The 17,857-nt window shown below is 64.7% G+C and carries 15 protein-coding genes; 10 read left to right on the top strand and 5 right to left on the bottom strand.

The genetic code is table 11. The features are described 5' to 3' along the window. Positions 1 to 35 precede the first annotated feature (35 nt). Positions 36 to 212 (top strand): hypothetical protein, encoded by a 177-nt coding sequence (locus tag EN818_RS32755; RefSeq protein WP_165349958.1) that lies wholly within the window; start codon positions 36 to 38, stop codon positions 210 to 212. Beyond that, entirely contained in the window at positions 179 to 1,213 is a 1,035-nt protein-coding gene (locus EN818_RS19180) for an aldo/keto reductase (RefSeq protein WP_095804771.1), read from the top strand. Before EN818_RS32755 ends, EN818_RS19180 begins: the two co-directional genes overlap by 34 nt. Positions 1,214 to 1,513: 300 nt before the next feature. On the opposite strand, the gene EN818_RS19185 is transcribed toward EN818_RS19180, so the two are convergent. Next, positions 1,514 to 1,786, bottom strand: a complete 273-nt coding sequence (locus EN818_RS19185; RefSeq protein ID WP_095804772.1) for an usg protein — start codon at positions 1,784 to 1,786, stop codon at positions 1,514 to 1,516. Positions 1,787 to 2,094: 308 nt separating this feature from the next. Between EN818_RS19185 and acs the strand changes: the two genes are divergently transcribed. Continuing rightward, positions 2,095 to 4,053, top strand: coding sequence for an acetate--CoA ligase (gene acs / locus EN818_RS19190; RefSeq protein ID WP_095804961.1), 1,959 nt, complete (start codon positions 2,095 to 2,097; stop codon positions 4,051 to 4,053). Continuing rightward, positions 4,050 to 4,793, top strand: a complete 744-nt coding sequence (locus EN818_RS19195) for an MOSC domain-containing protein (protein WP_095804773.1) — start codon at positions 4,050 to 4,052, stop codon at positions 4,791 to 4,793. The genes acs and EN818_RS19195 overlap by 4 nt, the downstream gene beginning before the upstream one ends. A gap of 347 nt (positions 4,794 to 5,140) precedes the next feature. On the opposite strand, the gene EN818_RS19200 is transcribed toward EN818_RS19195, so the two are convergent. Both EN818_RS19200 and EN818_RS19205 read right to left on the bottom strand, forming a co-directional pair. Then, positions 5,141 to 6,502, bottom strand: coding sequence for a pilus assembly protein (locus EN818_RS19200; RefSeq protein ID WP_165349957.1), 1,362 nt, complete (start codon positions 6,500 to 6,502; stop codon positions 5,141 to 5,143). A 369-nt stretch (positions 6,503 to 6,871) separates the two neighbouring features. Beyond that, positions 6,872 to 7,741, bottom strand: coding sequence for a transglutaminase family protein (locus tag EN818_RS19205; RefSeq protein ID WP_095804774.1), 870 nt, complete (start codon positions 7,739 to 7,741; stop codon positions 6,872 to 6,874). 186 nt (positions 7,742 to 7,927) lie between these two features. On the opposite strand from EN818_RS19205, the gene EN818_RS19210 reads away from it, so the two are divergent. After that, positions 7,928 to 8,593, top strand: coding sequence for an HAD-IA family hydrolase (locus EN818_RS19210; protein ID WP_095804775.1), 666 nt, complete (start codon positions 7,928 to 7,930; stop codon positions 8,591 to 8,593). A gap of 7 nt (positions 8,594 to 8,600) precedes the next feature. On the opposite strand, the gene EN818_RS19215 is transcribed toward EN818_RS19210, so the two are convergent. Then, on the bottom strand, positions 8,601 to 8,822 hold the full coding sequence (locus EN818_RS19215) for a DUF1674 domain-containing protein (protein WP_095804776.1): 222 nt from the start codon (positions 8,820 to 8,822) through the stop codon (positions 8,601 to 8,603). A gap of 105 nt (positions 8,823 to 8,927) precedes the next feature. Between EN818_RS19215 and htpX the strand changes: the two genes are divergently transcribed. The 4 genes from htpX to purH all read left to right on the top strand — a co-directional run bounded on the left by htpX (position 8,928) and on the right by purH (position 15,013). Continuing rightward, positions 8,928 to 9,959 carry a zinc metalloprotease HtpX gene (htpX, locus tag EN818_RS19220; protein WP_095804777.1) on the top strand — a complete coding sequence of 344 codons (1,032 nt, stop codon included), beginning with the start codon at positions 8,928 to 8,930 and terminating at the stop codon, positions 9,957 to 9,959. Further along, the gene (locus EN818_RS19225) at positions 9,956 to 11,332 is read left to right on the top strand and encodes an RsmB/NOP family class I SAM-dependent RNA methyltransferase (protein ID WP_245420290.1); all 1,377 of its coding nucleotides are present in this window, start codon (positions 9,956 to 9,958) and stop codon (positions 11,330 to 11,332) included. The genes htpX and EN818_RS19225 overlap by 4 nt, the downstream gene beginning before the upstream one ends. 150 nt (positions 11,333 to 11,482) lie before the next feature. Beyond that, entirely contained in the window at positions 11,483 to 13,207 is a 1,725-nt protein-coding gene (locus EN818_RS19230; RefSeq protein WP_095804779.1) for a heparinase II/III family protein, read from the top strand. 189 nt (positions 13,208 to 13,396) lie between these two features. Then, positions 13,397 to 15,013: a bifunctional phosphoribosylaminoimidazolecarboxamide formyltransferase/IMP cyclohydrolase gene (gene purH, locus EN818_RS19235; RefSeq protein WP_095804780.1), complete on the top strand. Its 1,617-nt coding sequence runs from the start codon at positions 13,397 to 13,399 to the stop codon at positions 15,011 to 15,013. 155 nt (positions 15,014 to 15,168) lie between these two features. On the opposite strand, the gene EN818_RS19240 is transcribed toward purH, so the two are convergent. Then, positions 15,169 to 16,545, bottom strand: coding sequence for an MFS transporter (locus EN818_RS19240; protein WP_095804962.1), 1,377 nt, complete (start codon positions 16,543 to 16,545; stop codon positions 15,169 to 15,171). A gap of 197 nt (positions 16,546 to 16,742) precedes the next feature. Here EN818_RS19240 and EN818_RS19245 point away from each other — a divergent pair, with 197 nt between their 5' ends. Next, entirely contained in the window at positions 16,743 to 17,768 is a 1,026-nt protein-coding gene (locus EN818_RS19245) for a BMP family protein (protein WP_135905056.1), read from the top strand. Positions 17,769 to 17,857: the final 89 nt, after the last annotated feature.

Here is a 17,857-nt window from a genome sequence, read left to right on the forward strand (position 1 = left end):
CTGGAGCGGCCCCTCCCGACCGAACGGACAGCGCCATGTCACTTGCTTTCGATGCACTCACCCCCGGCGCCTTCGCCATCGGCGTCACCGAATTCGCCGATCTCGCCGCCGCGCGGCGAACCGGCCAATCCAGTGCTGAACACTTCAATCCGCTTTCGACATCACAAGGAGCAGAACCATGGAATATCGACGTCTCGGCGCCTCGGGCCTGAAAGTGCCGGCGCTTTCCTTTGGCGCCGGCACCTTCGGCGGCTCCGGCCCGCTGTTCGGCGCCTGGGGCAACACCGACGCCACGGAGGCGCGCAGGCTGGTCGACATCTGCCTCGACGCGGGCGTCAACCTCTTCGACACGGCCGACGTCTATTCGAATGGCGCTTCGGAGACAGTGCTGGGCGAGGCGATCATGGGACGCCGCGACGCAGTTCTGATCTCGACCAAGACCGCCCTGCCGATGGGCGACGGAGCGGCCGATTACGGCTCGTCACGCTCACGATTGATCAGGTCGGTGGAGGATGCGCTGAAGCGCCTCGGCACCGACTATATCGATCTTCTCCAGTTGCATGCCTTCGATGCGATGACACCGATCGAGGAAGTGCTGTCGACGCTTGACGACCTCGTTCGCGCGGGCAAGCTGCGCTATGTCGGCATCTCCAACTTCTCCGGCTGGCAGGTGATGAAATCGCTCGGCCTGGCCGACAGGCACGGCTATCCGCGCTATGTCGCGCATCAGGTCTACTACTCGTTGGTCGGGCGCGACTACGAATGGGAGCTGATGCCGCTCGGCATCGATCAGGGTGTCGGCGCGCTTGTCTGGAGTCCGCTTGGTTGGGGTCGGCTGACCGGTAAGATCCGCCGCGGCCAGCCGCTGCCGGAACAGAGCCGTCTGCATGACACCGCGAGCTTCGGCCCGCCAGTCGAGGACGAGCAGCTGTTCGACGTGGTCGAGGCGCTGGAGACCGTCGCCGCCGAGACCGGCAAGACCGTGCCGCAGGTCGCCATCAACTGGCTTTTACAACGGCCCACCGTATCGTCGGTGATCATCGGCGCCCGCAACGAGGAGCAGTTGCGGCAAAACCTCGGCGCCGTCGGCTGGACCTTGACCGCCGAACAGATGGAGGCGCTCGATGAAGCGAGCGCGATAACTGCGCCCTATCCTTATTTTGCGTATCGCCGTCAGGAGGGGTTCGCCCGGCTCAACCCGCCGGCGGTGTGATTGAGTCGCGAACGTCCTATCAAGGCGATCGTGAACATGCAGGATTAGCCGCAGCCTCCGAACTTCGTCATCCACCGGCGGAGCAGCCGCGAAGCGGCGTCGCGAAGACCCGGGGATCCATTCCGTTACCTCGATCGTAGAGCGTGGCAGAGCAGAATTCTGGATCGCCGCAACGCTTCGAAGTCACGGAATGGATCCTCGGGTCTGCGCCGCGTCGCTTCGCTCCTTGCTCCGCCGTGGATGACGAAGTGATGGGCGTCTCCTCCAAACTTTCGACGTCCAGAGAATCTCTGCGGCGTCTCAGTGCAGCAAGAATTCCCCGTCCACCTTCCGCCACTCGTTCGGCGCGATCAGCTGGTGGTGCGTGTAGGTGACCGAGTGCAGCGGCCCATCGAGTTTCGTCTTCCAGAATTCGATGAAACGGATCAGCACCGGAAAGGTCGGTGCGATGTCGTAGTCCTGCCAGATATAGCTCTGCAGCAGATGTGGGTGATCGGGGAAGTGATAGAGAATCTTGGCCGTCGTCAGCCCGTAACCCCTGAGCATCAAGTCCAGTTCGGAATGGTCTCGCATTGCAGCCCCTAAAAGGTCGATCTCCTTTCCTCCCAACGCGCGATTGTGCGCTCAGTTGCTTAAATGTCCATTGATTTCTAATTAACCGAGTCTGGTTTTTCCTACGAAAACATAAAGTTAGCAGCGACGCGCCGAGAGTGCTGACAGCGGTCGGACCTGCCCCTGCGTCATCCCGCCGCGCGAATCCAACGTCTAATATTGCCGTCACGGCGGAACTGTTAATAATGCGCGCGAAATTCGCGGGCGCGTCGCCGCGATGCCGCCGGCAATCCAAGCCGGTGGATTGGTTCGGGAGGAATGCGAAGAAAATGTCCGAGGTCTATGTCCACCGCGTCCAGCCGGCGTGGAAGAAGAACGCGCTGATCGATAACGACACTTATCTGAAGTGGTATGCCGAAAGCGTGAAGAATCCGGACAAGTTCTGGGGCAAGCACGGCAAGCGCATCGACTGGTTCAAGCCCTTCACGAAGGTGAAGAACACCTCCTTCGACGGCAAGGTCTCGATCCGTTGGTTCGAGGACGGCCTGACCAACGTCTCCTACAACTGCATCGACCGGCATCTGAAGAAGCGCGGCAACCAGACTGCGATCATCTGGGAAGGTGACAATCCCTACGACGACAAGAAGATCACCTACAACGAGCTCCACGCCCATGTCTGCCGCTTCGCCAACGTGCTGAAGAAGCATGGCGTCAAGAAGGGCGACCGCGTCACCATCTACATGCCGATGATTCCCGAGGCGGCTTACGCCATGCTCGCCTGCACACGCATCGGCGCCATCCATTCCGTCGTCTTCGGCGGTTTCTCGCCCGATGCTCTGGCCGGGCGCATCGATGACTGCAAATCGACCATCGTCATCACCGCCGACGAGGGCCTGCGCGGCGGCAAGCCGATCCCGCTGAAGGACAACACCGACAAGGCGATCGACATCGCCGCGAAAGCCGGCACTCAGGTCGAGACGGTGGTGGTCGTGCGCCGCACCGGCGGCAAGACCGGCTGGATGCCGGACCGCGACGTCTGGTACCACGAGGAGGTCGCGACCGTTAAGGCCGACTGCAAGCCGGAGAAGATGAAGGCCGAGGATCCGCTGTTCATCCTCTACACCTCCGGCTCCACCGGCAAGCCGAAGGGCGTGCTGCACACCACCGGCGGCTATCTCGTCTATGCCTCGATGACGCACCAATATGTTTTCGATTACCACGACGGCGACATCTACTGGTGCACCGCCGATGTCGGCTGGGTCACGGGCCACAGCTATATCGTCTACGGCCCTTTGGCCAACGGCGCCACCACACTGATGTTCGAGGGCGTGCCCAACTACCCGTCGCAGTCGCGCTTCTGGGACGTCATCGACAAGCATCAGGTCAACATCTTCTACACCGCGCCGACGGCGTTGCGCGCGCTGATGGGCGCCGGCGACAGCCATGTGAAGAAGACCTCGCGCAAGTCGTTGCGCGTGCTGGGCTCGGTTGGCGAGCCGATCAATCCGGAAGCCTGGGAGTGGTATTTCAACGTCGTCGGCAACGGCAAGGTGCCGATCGTCGATACCTGGTGGCAGACCGAGACCGGCGGCATCCTGATCACGCCGCTGCCGGGCGCCACCGATCTCAAGGCGGGCTCGGCGACGCGCCCCTTCTTCGGCGTCCAGCCGCAACTGGTCGACAGCGAAGGCAAGATTCTGGAGGGTGCAGCCGACGGCAATCTCTGCATCGCCGATTCCTGGCCTGGCCAGATGCGCACCGTCTATGGCGACCACGACCGCTTCGTGCAGACCTATTTCTCGACCTACAAGGGCAAGTACTTCACCGGTGACGGCTGCCGCCGCGACGCCGACGGCTACTACTGGATCACCGGCCGCGTCGACGACGTCATCAATGTGTCCGGCCACCGCATGGGTACGGCGGAAGTGGAATCGGCGCTCGTCAGCCACGACAAGGTCTCGGAAGCCGCGGTCGTCGGCTATCCGCACGACATCAAGGGCCAGGGCATCTACTGCTACGTCACGCTGATGGCGGGCTCCACATCGAGCGAGGACCTGCGCAAGGAACTCGTCTCGCATGTCCGCAAGGAGATCGGCGCCATCGCGACCCCGGACAAGATCCAGTTTGCGCCTGGCCTGCCCAAGACCCGCTCGGGCAAGATCATGCGCCGCATCCTGCGCAAGATCGCCGAGGACGATTACGCCGCGCTGGGCGACACCTCGACGCTGGCCGATCCCGCCGTCGTGGACGACCTCGTCGCCAACAGGCAGAACCGGAAGGGCGTATGACGAGTCAGGCGGCGCTCGGCGCGGTAAGCCAGCTCTGGCGCTATCCGGCGAGTTCGCTCGCCGGCGAGCCGCTGGACGCCGTCTCGGTCGGCACGGCAACCGTCGATGGCGACCGGCTGTTCGGCCTGGTCGATGCTTCCGGCGAGATCGCCAGGCCGGATCGCGAGGCCAGATGGCACCAGGCGCCGCGGATCCGCTCGCGACTGACCGCCGGCCGCAGGCTGGAAGTGGCAGTGCCTGGCGGCGACTGGCTGCCTGCTCCCGCCGCCGAAAGCGATCGCGCTGTCTCCGAATTCCTGGGTTTCGAGGCCTCGATCCGGCCTTACTTCCGCGAGCACGCACCCGACTATTCCGGCCCGCTGACGCAGGAGCGTTACACCCGGGCGCCGCTGCATCTCCTCACCACCGCCTCGCTGGCGCGGCTGAAGGCGCTGCATCCGCAGGGCACGCCCGACCCGCGCCGATTCCGGCCCAACATCGTCGTCGATATGGACGCGGTCGAAGGCTCCTTCCCTGAGACTGAATGGATTGGCCGCAAGCTGGCCGTCGGCGACCTGCTGCTCACGGTCTCCGAACCCTGCAGGCGCTGCGGATTCACCATCATCGCCCAGGACGGCTTCGACACCGATCCCGGCATCCTGCGCAACCTGGTGCGTCACAACACCCACAATTTGGGTGTCTATTGCACCGTCGACCGGCCGGCACGCGTCGAGATCGGCGCGCCGATGCGCTTCGTCTGATGCATCTGAAAACAAAGGCTTAAAAGCTGGTCGCGCGACGCGCTTGGCCAAACCGACGGCGCGCTCTCTCGGCCGCCCCTTGTCTTTTGCTGCGACGCACCCCATCATCTGGGTGTGTTCAACAAACCGAAAGGAGGTGATCCGATGTCGAGTGATTTCGTTTTCCAGAACGTGAGCTCAGCGGATCGCACTTCCGGGAAGCAGTCTTCCCGTTAAGGCGCGAGAAGCGCGGCAGGTGACCCGGAGGGGTCGCCGCCATGTGCCGCGTCATGGACGGAAACACGGAAGGCCGCCTGCTTCGTTGGAAGCGGCGGCCTTTTCCTTTGGACAGCTTTATTTCTCGACCATCATCGCGTCAGCGCCAGGCGATCGACGTTGCGGGCGATGCTCTGGAAGGCGGCGTCGAGTTCGGCGCCTGTGTCGGCCTGGTAGAAATGCTGGATCGAGCCGGTATCCGGGCTGGCGCAGGCCTGCAGCGTCGCCTTGGCGTTCTTCTCGTCGAGATCGAAGCCGATGGTGAAGACCTCGATGCCCTGGTCGCGCATGGCGGCACAAAGCTTCGTCGCCGCCGTGCGGGTCTGCTCCTTGCCGGCATTGTCGTAGACCTGCCCGACGCTGCCGGCGTCGAAATAGGACAGGTTGAATTCGCCGTCGGTCATCAGGATAGCGACCTTGGCGACCTTCTTCGGATTGATCTTGGCCGGCCGCTGCGAGGCCTTCATCACGGCGCCCCAATTCTCCGACAGCATGTACCAGGCCCACTGCACGCCGATATGGCCGGCCGTCCCGCCGGACGCGACAAAGCCCTTGATGACCGTCTTCAACGACGCCGCATCCGCCGTCAGCGGCATCAGCGCCGCCGCCGGGCAGGCGGCAGTTCCGGTCTGCTGGGCGAAGGGCGACAGGAAATAGTCGCGGTTGACCATGCTGACATCGGGACCGGCGTCCGAATACTGATAGGGGCCCTTGCGCTCGGTAGCGCAATTGTCCGGCCGCGCCGCTGCGGATGCCAGTTGCGGATCCCCATTGCCCGGCGCCTGCTTGCGCTGGCTGGTCTTGGTTTCGGCAAAGACGGTGCCGGCGGCAAGCGAACCGACATTGACCGAGTTGGCGTAAGGCACGATAGCGACGCGCACCCTTGGATTGTTTACATCCTGGCCATTGAGGAAAGCATCGACCGCGTTGCTCGCGGCGGACTTCAGATCCTTGATCTTCTGCCCGGCCATCGAGCCGGTGACGTCGAGCATCATCGCCACCTCGATCGTCTTGTCCGAATAGACGGCCGAGGTGGAAGCCGCCACCCGCTGCATCCCGCCGACGCTGAACAGCGGGAAATACAGCGAGACATCGGCGTGGACATCCGCCTGCACGGTCTTCTCGATCTTGTCGATGGTCAGCTTGTCCAGCACGATCTGGTTGGCCTGCAGGATGCCCGCGGTGCTGTTTGCCTCCAGGAACGCCTGCACCGAGCCGTTGGCATCCGCCTCCTTGATGACGCCGGTGGTGAGGTCCCGCGCCGTCGAGGTCACCGCCGCGTCGACGACGCCCTGCAGGCTCGACCGCACATTGTAGAGCTGGGAAACATTGACGGCGAAGCCGACGCCGAGCGCCAGCACCGAGGCCACCGCCCCGAACAGGATGGCAAAGTTGCCGCCGCGATCCCTGACAAAGCCTTTCACCCCGACTGCAAGCCCTTCGAACCGCCGCACCCTTCCGCCTCCATCAACCATGGCACCGAACCGATTGGCGGATGCATTGCAGGATTTCGGCCGGATCGCGCTGACGCACCTCAAGGCGGCGCAGAAGCTTGGTCAAGCCGTTGTTTTTGCTTGACGTTGGACAAAAGCAGGGTGAACGGCCGGTAAACGAAAATGCGTTTGCCCGCCTTCGTTCACGAAGCGCTTACCATGTTGGCTGCCGATGGCCGGGACGAAACAGAGACCCTTCCCGATTAGGCACAGCAGAGCTGTGCCGATCCGGTTCAGAAATCAAGCCTCCAGAAGCGTGCAGGGGCTCCTGGGACAACGCCATCAAATCAAGAAGGCGCCTCGCTTGGATCCATCTCGGCGCGACCCGCCTTAGGCCAGCATCTGGGCGCTCGCCGTCCGGTCGATGCCGTGATGCGGCGGATTGAACAGATTGCCTTCCTGCTCGTAGGTCCACACCTTGAACAGGCTGAGCCGGTGCGGACCGAAGCTGTGCAGCAGCGGCACGTCGGTGGCGTCGCGGCCGCGTGCGATGACGACGCGGCCGATCCGCGGCCGGTTGTGACGCGGGTCGAACGCGTACCATTTGCCGTCGAGAAACACCTCCATCCAGGCCGAGAAATCCATCGGCGCCGGATCGAGCGGCACGCCGATATCGCCGAGATAGCCGTTCACGTAACGGGCCGGAATGTTCATGCAGCGGCAGAGCGTGATCGCCAGATGCGCGAAGTCGCGGCAGACACCGACCCGCTCTTCATGCGCCTGCGCCGCGGTGCGGGTGGCGCGGGCATAGCCATACCCGAAGGAAAGCCGGCTGTGGACGTAGTCGACGATCGCCTGCACCCGCGCCCAGCCAGGCGGCAGATGGCCGAAGAGCTGCCAGGCGAGATTGCTGAGGTGGTCGGTCTCGCAATATCGGCTCCCGAGCAGATAGACGAGCACGTCGTCCGGCAGTTCTGCCACCGGCATTTCGCGCGCCAGCGTGTTGACCTCATCTAGCTCGCCGCTGTCCTCGACCGCAGCGTCGTAGAGGATACGGAAGCCGCCGGCCGGTGCTGTGAAGCGGCGGCAGATGTTGCCGTGGCGGTCGTGATAGGTCCGTGTCGGGACCGAGGGCGAGGTCAGCACGCGCGTCTGTCGCTTGATGTCGGACTGGCGGTCGGGGTGGATGTCGAGAAGCGAGATGATCGGCGTGGCCTGAACACACTCGATGGCGATTTCATAGCCGAGCCGGATCAGCATCGCTTCCCTTCTTTCGTTGATGTCGAAGATCGGGTGAGGAACGCGGCAACGCAGGGGTTGTTCCTGCGCCGGATGGAAATGGCCGCCGAAGCCTTTCCAGCCGGCACCCTCAGGGCTAAGATGGCGCCCGCGTTTCGCTCTTCCTGAAAAGCAATCTCCCCTCCAGACGAAGCTCCAAGGTATCCGATGTTCGCAGGCAGAAAGTTCGCCGCCTTCCTCTTCGACATGGACGGCACGGTCCTCAATTCGATCGCGGCGGCCGAACGTGTGTGGTCCCAATGGGCACAGCGCCACGGCCTCGACGTGGCGAGCTTCCTGCCGACGATCCATGGCAGGCGTGCGAGGGAGACGATCGCGGCGCTGGGGCTCCCCGGCCTCGATCCGGTCCTGGAGGCCGATGCGCTGCTCGCGGCCGAGACAGCCGACCTCGACGGCATCGTGCCAATTCCGGGCGCCGTGGCTTTTCTCCAGTCGTTGCCGCCGGAGCGCTGGGCCATCGTCACCTCGGCGCCTCGAGAACTGGCGTTGCTGCGCATGCAGGCAGCCGGCATTCCGGTTCCCGCCATGATGGTCTCGGGGGAGGACGTCATTATCGGCAAGCCGGCGCCCGACTGCTTCCTTTTGGCGGCAGAGCGGCTCGGCGTCGAGGCGCATGACTGCCTGGTCTTCGAGGACGCTCCGGCGGGGATTGCGGCAGGTGAAGCTTCCGGCGCCTCGGTGATGGTGATCAGCGCCGCGCATGTCCATCCGATGCAGACGCAGCACCCCAGCATCGCTTCCTACGACGCGCTCGGCCTCGCGATTGCGGATGATGGCTGGATTGCGCTCGAGCCGCAGCGCGACGCTGCATAGTTTCTCGTCAAAAATCGCTGGTCAGGCCCTTTACCTCCCAGTCGCCGTAGCGACCGGGCTCATTGCCGCCGCGGCCGCCGATCTCCTTTGGCAGACGGGCTTCGGCCGCGCGGTATTGCTGGCGTCTCGCCTCGGCCTCGGCCAACGCGCGCCGCGCCTGCGGGGTCAGCGCACTATGCGGCTTGTCGCCGTCACCGGAGAGTTCGGCTTTGTTGGATTCGTCGGTCATTCGATATGTCCTGCCGATTGAAACGAAGGCCGGCCTTTCCCATCATATAGCCATGACGACGAAAGGATCGACCCCAATTCGCCGCGACGGCAAACGGATGAGACGATGAACACGCTTCGCACCGCCATGCTCCTTGCCGCCATGACCGCGCTGTTCATGGGCGTCGGCTTTCTCGTCGGCGGCACCGGCGGCATGATGATCGCTCTGCTGCTCGCAGCCGGCATGAACCTGTTCAGCTATTGGAATGCCGACAAGATGGTGCTGTCGATGAACCACGCCATCGAGGTCGACGAGAGGAATGCGCCCGAATACTACGCCATCGTTCAGGCGCTGGCCAAGCAGGCCGGCCTGCCGATGCCGAAGACCTATCTGATCGACAGCCCGCAGCCCAACGCCTTCGCCACCGGCCGCAACCCGGAGAATGCAGCAGTCGCGGCCTCGACCGGCTTGCTGGAGCGGCTCTCGCATGAGGAGGTCGCGGCGGTGATGGCGCATGAGCTTGCCCATGTGCAGCATCGCGACACGCTGACCATGACGATCGTCGCGACGCTTGCCGGCGCCATCTCGATGCTCGGCAATTTCGCCTTCTTCTTCGGCGGCAACCGCGACAACAACAATCCCTTCGGCTTCGTCGGCGTGCTTGTGGCGATGATCGTGGCTCCCTTTGCCGCCATGGTCGTTCAGATGGCGGTGAGCCGCACGCGCGAATATGAAGCCGACCGGCGTGGTGCCGAGATCTGTGGAAATCCGCTGTGGCTGGCCTCGGCGCTTGACAAGATCGCGCGCGGCGCCGAACGCATCCCCAACCCCGATGCCGAACGCAATCCGGCAATGGCGCATCTCTTCATCATCAACCCGCTGCACGGCGAGCGCATGGACAATCTGTTCTCGACCCATCCGAACACCGAGAACCGCATCGCCGCCCTGCAGCAGATGGCGCGCGAAATGGGCAGTGCCCCCCGGGCCGCGCGGCAGGAATCGGCCGCGCCGACCGAATTCGATGAACCGCCGGCGGGACCCTGGGGCCGGCCCACTGAGCCCGCAGCACCGGCCGAACCGGTGCGGCCGAGACCCAATCCGTGGGGCCGCAACCCGACCGGACCGCGCAGCAGCGGACCCAAGGGTCCGTGGTCGTGAAGCCGCCGCGACCCAGACCTCGAGGCAATCCGCAACAAAGGGCCGGTGACGAGACCGTCGCCGGCCTTGCCGCGCGCAAGGCGGCCGCGCGCCTGCTCGCCGCCGTCGTCGACGCACGCACGCCGCTCGACGGCCTGACCGACAACGAGCACGGCCATCCGCAATACAAGGCGCTCGACAGCCGCGACCGCGCGCTGGTGCGCGCCATCCTGGTCACGGCCTTGCGCCATCGCATGACCATTGCCGCGCTCTTGGCCAAGCGGCTGGAGAAGCCGCTGCCGCCAAACGCTACCGCGCTCGCGCATATTCTGCATGTGGCCGCGGCCCAGATTCTTTTCCTCGACGTTCCCGACAGCGCAGCCGTCGACCTTGCCGTCACCCACGCCAAGTCCGACCCACGCACGCTGCGTTTCGCCGCGCTCGTCAATGGCGTGCTGCGCTCGCTCGCCCGCGCCAAGGAGACAGAGCTCGCGCCGACGCTTGCCGCAACCAGCGAGGCGCCGCAATGGTTCGTGCGACGGCTTGCGGCCGCCTATGGCGCCGGGAAGGGGCAGGCGATCCTCGAGGCTCATCGCCATGAGGCGCCGGTCGATTTCACCGTCAAGGCCGACCCACAGCTCTGGGCCGAGCGGCTGGGCGGCATCGTGCTGCCGACCGGCACGGTGCGGGTGGAAAGGCCGAAAGCCGCCGTCACCGACCTTCCGGGTTTCGCCGAGGGCGCATGGTGGGTGCAGGACGCGGCCGCAAGCCTTCCCGCGCGCCTGTTCGGCGACGTCACAGGCCAGCGCGTCGCCGATCTCTGCGCAGCCCCCGGCGGCAAGACGGCGCAGCTCATCCTCGCCGGCGCCCACGTCACCGCCGTCGACACGTCGAAGAACCGGCTGGCGCGGCTGGCTCAGAATCTCGAGCGCCTCGGCCTGTCGGCCGAATTCGTCCAGACCGACCTGCTCGACTACCGGCCGGCGGAGCTGTTCGACGCCGTGCTTCTCGATGCGCCCTGCTCATCGACAGGCACCATTCGCCGTCATCCCGATGTGCCGTGGACCAAGACCGTGGCCGATGTCGAGAAGCTGGCCGCGCTGCAGCGCAGGCTGCTCGCTCGCGCCGTCACGCTCGTCAAACCCGGCGGGCGGATCGTCTTTTCCAACTGCTCGCTTGATCCGATCGAAGGCGAGGAGCTCTGCCGCGCTTTTCTCTCCGAAAGCGCCGAAGTGATCGCTGACCCGATCCGTCCCGGCGAATTCATCGGCCTCGATGCGTTCCTCACATCCGAGGGCACGCTGCGCACGACGCCTGCCGATCTGGCGCTCGAATCGCCCGGAATTTCGGGCCTGGATGGCTTTTTTGCAGCGCGGATGCAAAGAGCCGTTTAGGTCGTCATTCAATCAAACTTGCCGACTTTTTTAGTGGATTTTCCGGCCCCCGCCGCGTGAAGCGGTTCACTTCGGCGAAATCCGCCTTCGCATAAGTTCTTGAATCATATAATCTTGTGCTTTGGGGCTGAGCACCATTCAGGAGGGGTTTTGGCACTTGCTGCCGGAAGCACGACGCGTCTGTGGACGCTTGTCGCGAGGGAGTTCTGGCGCAAGACGCGCCGGCGCCTTCGTGCCGGTCCTATCTATCGTTGGCGTTATTCCGGCCGCACGCCCGAGCGCGTCCTTATCGCGCCGCCCGATCTGAGACTGGCGGATCCGCAGATTGCGCTGGAAATCTACTATGGTCGCTATCCGCTGTCGGGCCATATGGTCGAAACCGGCGGCAAGTCCCCCTTCCAGATCGATGTGCCCAATCGCGGCTGGCAGAAGTCGCTGCACGGCTTTCGCTGGCTACGCCATATGCGCGCCGCCGGTACCGACCTCGCTGCTGCCAACGCGCGGGCGCTGGTTTCCGACTGGATCGCCATGCATTCCAACCAGATAGCCGGCGTTGCCTGGGAGCCGGGCACGACCGCCAAGCGTGTGATCGCCTGGCTGCAGCATTCCTCCGTCGTGCTGCAGGGCGCCGAATTCCCGTTCTACCGCGCCTTCCTCAAATCGCTCGCCATGCAAATCCGCTATCTGCGATCCATGGCGCGCGAGATGCCTGACGGCAAGGACAGGCTGCGCGCCCGCATCGCGCTCGCCTTCGCCGCTCTCTCCTTGCCGGCGGCGCCCTCGACGCTGCGTTCCGCGACGCGCAACCTTGCCGAGGAGCTCGACCATCAGATCCTGCCCGACGGCGGGCACATCTCGCGCAATCCGATCTCGGTGCTGGAGCTGCTGGCGGACCTTCTGCCGCTGCGCCAGACCTATGCCAACCAGGCCGAGACGCCGCCGCCGGCCTTGATCAACGCCATCGACCGGATGCTGCCGGCGCTGCGCTTCTTCCGCCATCAGGACGGCAGCCTTGCCCGTTTCAACGGCATGGGCGCCACCATTCACGACCGCATCGCCACCATCCTGCGCCATGACGACACGGTGGGCTCGCCGCTGCTGCACGCCCCGCATTCCGGCTATGAGCGGCTGTCCATGGGCGGCGTGACGGTGATCGCCGACACCGGCCCGCCGCCTCCCGTCGACGTCTCCAATGCCGCGCATGCCGGGTGCCTCGCTTTCGAGCTTTCTTCCGGCCGCCAGCATTTCATCGTCAACGCCGGCATAGACACCTACGGCGACGCCGAGTTCCGGCCGCTCGCCCGCGCCACCGCCGCGCACTCTACCGCCACCATCAACGACACGTCGTCGGCGCGCTTCAGCCATTCGCTGCGGGTCAGCGACCTGCTCGGCTCGCCGCTGATCGGCGGCCCGCAGCACGTGCCCTGCACGCGCATCGACCAGAAAGGCGTGCATGGCTTCGTCGCCCGCCACGACGGCTATGCCGCGCGCTTCGGCCTCCTGCATGAGCGCGAGCTGACGCTGACGGACAACGGCAACCTGCTGGCCGGCCGCGACCGTTTCCAGCGGCCCGGCGGCGGCGCGCTTCGCGACAATGGCCGCGATTTCGTCACCGTGCGTTTTCACATCCATCCCGACATCAGCTTGCTGCAGGACGAGCATGACAGGCTGACGCTGGCAGCCGCCCAGGGCGATAGCTGGACGTTCACCTGCGCCGAGGTTCTCCCGCAGATCGAGGAATCGATCTATTTCGCCGGCCTCGGCGGGCCGCGTCGCAGCCGGCAGATCGTGCTTGCCTTCAAGGCTTCGGAGATCGCCGAGGTCCACTGGCAGCTGACGCGCACGGACATCGCCGGCCGACTGGAAAACAACTGATCGCCCAATCCATGTCGCTCAGAAGTGTGCAGCGGTTCGGACACAGCGGCAGGCATCCAAACGAAACTTACAGCGCGTCGCCTGCATCCCTCTCAGAACGACGCGCTTTATGTCCGTGCGGTTTGATTTCCAGGCCTCATATGCTAGGGCCCGCGAACACTCCAATCAGCTGTGAAAGGCCGCCAGCCCATGGCAGTCCCCGCCAAGAACATTCCCGCGCCCGATCTCGTTCCGGTCCGCCGTGCGCTGCTTTCCGTCTTCGACAAGACCGGCCTGGTCGATTTCGCCAGGGCGCTCGCCGCGGCCGGCGTCGAGCTGGTCTCCACCGGCGGCACGGCGAAAGCGATCGCCGAGGCGGGCTTGGCGGTTCGCGATGTTTCGGAACTGACCGGCTTCCCGGAAATCATGGACGGCCGCGTCAAGACCTTGCATCCGTCGGTGCACGGCGCGCTCCTCGGCGTGCGCGACGACCCCGACCATGCCAAGGCGATGCACGATCACCGCATCGAACCGATCGACCTTGTCGTCTCCAACCTTTACCCTTTCCAGGAGGTCCGCCGCTCCGGCGCCGGCTACGCGTCGATCGTCGAGAACATCGACATCGGCGGCCCGGCAATGATCCGCGCCTCGGCCAAGAACCATGCCTATGTCGCGATCGTCACCGATCCTGCCGACTACGCATCGGTGGTCAATGCGCTGGAGATGAACTTCGGCTCGCTGTCGCTCGATTTCCGCAAGAAGCTGGCGGCCAAGGCCTTTGCCCGCACCGCGACCTATGACGCGGCGATCTCCGGCTGGTTTGCCGAGGCGCTGGAGATCGAGCATCCGACATGGCGCGCTTTCGGCGGTCATCTCGACCAGGTCATGCGCTATGGCGAGAACCCGCACCAGGACGCCGGCTTCTATCTTTCGGGCGACAAGCGCCCGGGCGTGGCCACCGCCAGGCAGTTGCAGGGCAAGCAGCTTTCCTACAACAACATCAACGACACCGATGCCGCCTTCGAGCTGGTCGGCGAGTTCGATCCCGCCCGCGCGGCGGCGATCGCCATCATCAAGCACGCCAATCCCTGTGGCGTGGCCGAGGGTGAAACGCTCAAAGCCGCCTACGCCAAAGCATTGGCCTGCGATCCGGTCTCGGCCTTCGGCGGCATCGTCGCAATGAACCGCACGCTCGATGCCGAAGCGGCGGAAGAGATCGTGAAGACCTTCACCGAGGTCATCATCGCGCCTGGCGCGACCGATGAAGCCGCCGCGATCGTCGCGGCGAAGAAAAACCTGCGCCTTCTCGTCACCGGCGGCCTACCGGATCCGCGCGCCGCCGGCACGGTGGTGAAGTCCGTCGCCGGCGGCTTGCTGGTGCAGGGCCGCGACAACGCGGTGGTCGATGATCTCGAGCTCAAGGTGGTGACGAAGCGCGCGCCGACGCCGGCCGAGATGACCGATCTCAAATTCGCCTTCCGCGTCGCCAAGCACGTCAAGTCGAATGCCATCGTCTATGTCAAGGACGGCGCCACCGTCGGCATCGGCGCCGGCCAGATGAGCCGCGTCGATTCCTCTCGCATCGCCGCCCGCAAGGCGCTCGACGCGGCCGAAGCAGCGGGCGTTGCCGAACCGCTGACCAAGGGCTCGGTCGTCGCCTCCGACGCATTCTTCCCCTTTGCCGATGGCCTGCTGTCGGCGATCGAGGCCGGCGCCACGGCGGTGATCCAGCCCGGCGGCTCGATGCGCGACGAGGACGTGATCGCCGCCGCCGACGAGCACGGCATCGCCATGGTCTTCACCGGAGTCCGCCACTTCAGGCATTGAGTGCTGCTGGGCGCAGAGATGTTCGAGAATTCGCTCCGCTGAGTCGACTGATGTGGTTTTCGAGAACCGGAGCGGAGCGGAGGTTGAGTCCGTGAGCACCGGAAGCGCAGAAAACCGCGGCAGGCGGCCAGCGGAGTAGAATTATCGAAGCGTCTCTACTCCACCGGCCGATCCGCCGGGTACGGCGTCCTGACCAGGATCGCCAAGCCGACGCCGAGGAACAGGATGATCGCCGCCATGCCGAGCCGTGCCGAATCGCTCACGGCGGTGATGGTCGCCACCATGAAGGGCGCGAGGAAACTCGTCGCCCGGCCGGCCAGCGCATAGATGCCGAAGTAGCGGCCGGACTCGGCCGCCGTGACGCTGCGCGCCATGTAGGAGCGGGATGAGGCCTGCACCGGCCCGAACGCCAGGCCGATCAGCAGGCCATAAAGGATATAGGCCTTCTCGGCCGCGGTGCCGAACAGCCCGCCGGAATCGGCGCTCGGGAGCTGGATCAGGCCCAGCAGCGTGAAGCCCGGACCAGTCGAGACGACACCGACCGTTGCGACCGACAGCATGACCAGCGCAATCATCACCACTGCCTTGGAGCCGAGCGCGGTATCGATCCGTGCCGCGATCCAGCAGCCGAAGATGGCCACGACGTTGAGGATGATGCCGAACATGCCGATCTCGGTAATCGACCAGTTGAACATGCCGGCGGCGAAGGTGCCGCCGAGCGCCAGCAGCGCGTTGACGCCGTCCTGGTAGATCATGCGGGCGACGAGGAAGCGGAAGATGCCGGCGCGCCGGCGCACCTCGAAGAGCGTGGATTTGAGTTCCGACAGACCCTCGCGCACCGCCGGCCCCATCGCGATGCCCCTGCTGGCGTCGGGCGTGAACAAGAACATCGGCAGGATGAACAGGAAGTACCAGCCTGCCGACAGCGGTCCGGTGGCGCGCGCATCTTCGCCGAGCTTCGGGTCGAGCCCGAACAGCGGGTCGAGGCCGATAAGCGTCTTGCCGGTGTCCGGATTGCCGGCCAGGAACAGCACGACAAAGATCAGCGCGATCATGCCGCCGAGATAGCCAAGCCCCCAGGCGACATTGGAAATCCTGCCGATCTCCTCCTTCGGCACCAGGCGCGGCATCATCGAATCGTTAAAGACGGTGGAGAATTCCGCCGCCACCGAGGCGAGCGAGAATAGCAGCACGACCAGGAACAGGTTCGAACCCGGTGCCGCGAACCATAGCAGCGCAAGGCTTGTGATCTTGATCGCCGCGAAGAAGGCGATCCAGGGTTTGCGCGGACCCGTCTGGTCGGCGATCGAGCCGAGCACCGGCGAAAGCACGGCGATGACCAGTCCGGCTGCGGCGATGCCGTAGCCCCAGGACGCCTGCCCGGTGGTCGGATCGCTTGCCATGCGCGACACGAAATAGGGCCCGAAGATGAAGGTGGTGACGACCGTGAAGAAAGGCTGTGCCGCCCAGTCGAAGAACATCCAGCCCCAGATGCCGCGCCCTGTCGCCCGCTGCACTGCTACTTCGGCCATGTCCCCTCCGCTGCCATCGATTGTGGGAGGCGCCATGTCTGCATGTTTTCGAGCAGCGATGCAAATGCTCGCAGCTTGCAAAGCGGCCACAGGTCAAATTTGACCATGTGGACAAAACTCGGGCGTCGTTCCATAGTCCTGGCGTCTGACATTTGAACGGCCGGCTCGACACGGCCGTCGAACAGAGGGGCACTTCCATGAAACACGATGATAGCAAAATGCAGCGCGCCGGCCTGTCGCGGCGCAACGTGCTGGAGATCGGTGCGCTTGGCTTGGCAGCGGCCATGATGCCGGCTGCTGCCGTCGCCAAGGACAAGAAGCTGAAGGTGGCGGCGATCTTCGCCACGCCGATCGAGGAGCCGTGGGACAACCAGATCCACGTCGCCCTGCAGAAGGCCGAGAAGGAGCTGGGCATCGAATACAAATGGTCGGAAAAGGTGCAGACAGCCGACTTCAGCCGCGTCATGCGCGAATATGCGCAGGGCGGCTATCAGCTGGTGCTGGGCGATGCCTTCGCGGCCGAACGCGAATCGCGCCGCACCGCCAAGCAGTTCCCGAAGACGGCCTGGCTGTTCGGTTCCGGCGCCGGTCCGGCCGAACCCAATTTCGGCGTCTTCGACAACTGGATCCACGAGCCGGCCTATCTGTCCGGTCTGATCGCCGGCAAGATGTCGAAGTCGGGCACCGTCGGCGCCGTGGCGGCGATGGGCATTCCGGAAGTGAACCGGCTGGTCAATGCCTTCTTCGCCGGCGCCAAGGAGGTCAACCCGAACGTCAAGAGAAAGGTCGCCTTCATCGGCTCCTTCTTCGATCCGCCGAAGGCCAAGGAAGCGGCCGTGGCGCAGATCGATGCCGGTGTCGACGTCATCTATGCCGAGCGCTTCGGCGTCATCGAGGCGGCGGTGGAGAAGAAGATTCTTGCCATCTCCAACATGTCAGACCAGTCGAGCCTCGGCCCCGACACGGTGATCACCGGTCCGGTCTGGGACATGTATCCGACCGTCTCGCAGGCCATCAAGCTGGTCAAGGCCGGCGTCTTCACCGCGCAGGACTACGGCGACTTCTCGCGCATGAGCAAGGGCGGCTCGTATCTGGCGCCCTACCACAAGTTCGACAAGACGCTGCCGGCCGAGGTCAAGGAACTGGTCGAGAAGAAGAAGGCCGAGATCCTCGAAGGCAATTTCCGCGTCGATGTCGACGAGAACACGCCGGTTTCGGATTGAGCGCTTCGTTTCGGGGTTGGCGCCTAGCCACCCCCTCTGTCCTGCCGGACATCTCCCCCTCAAGGGGGGAGATTGGCAGCTTCGCCGAT

Source organism: Mesorhizobium sp. M3A.F.Ca.ET.175.01.1.1, assembly GCF_004791945.1.
Lineage (GTDB): Bacteria > Pseudomonadota > Alphaproteobacteria > Rhizobiales > Rhizobiaceae > Mesorhizobium.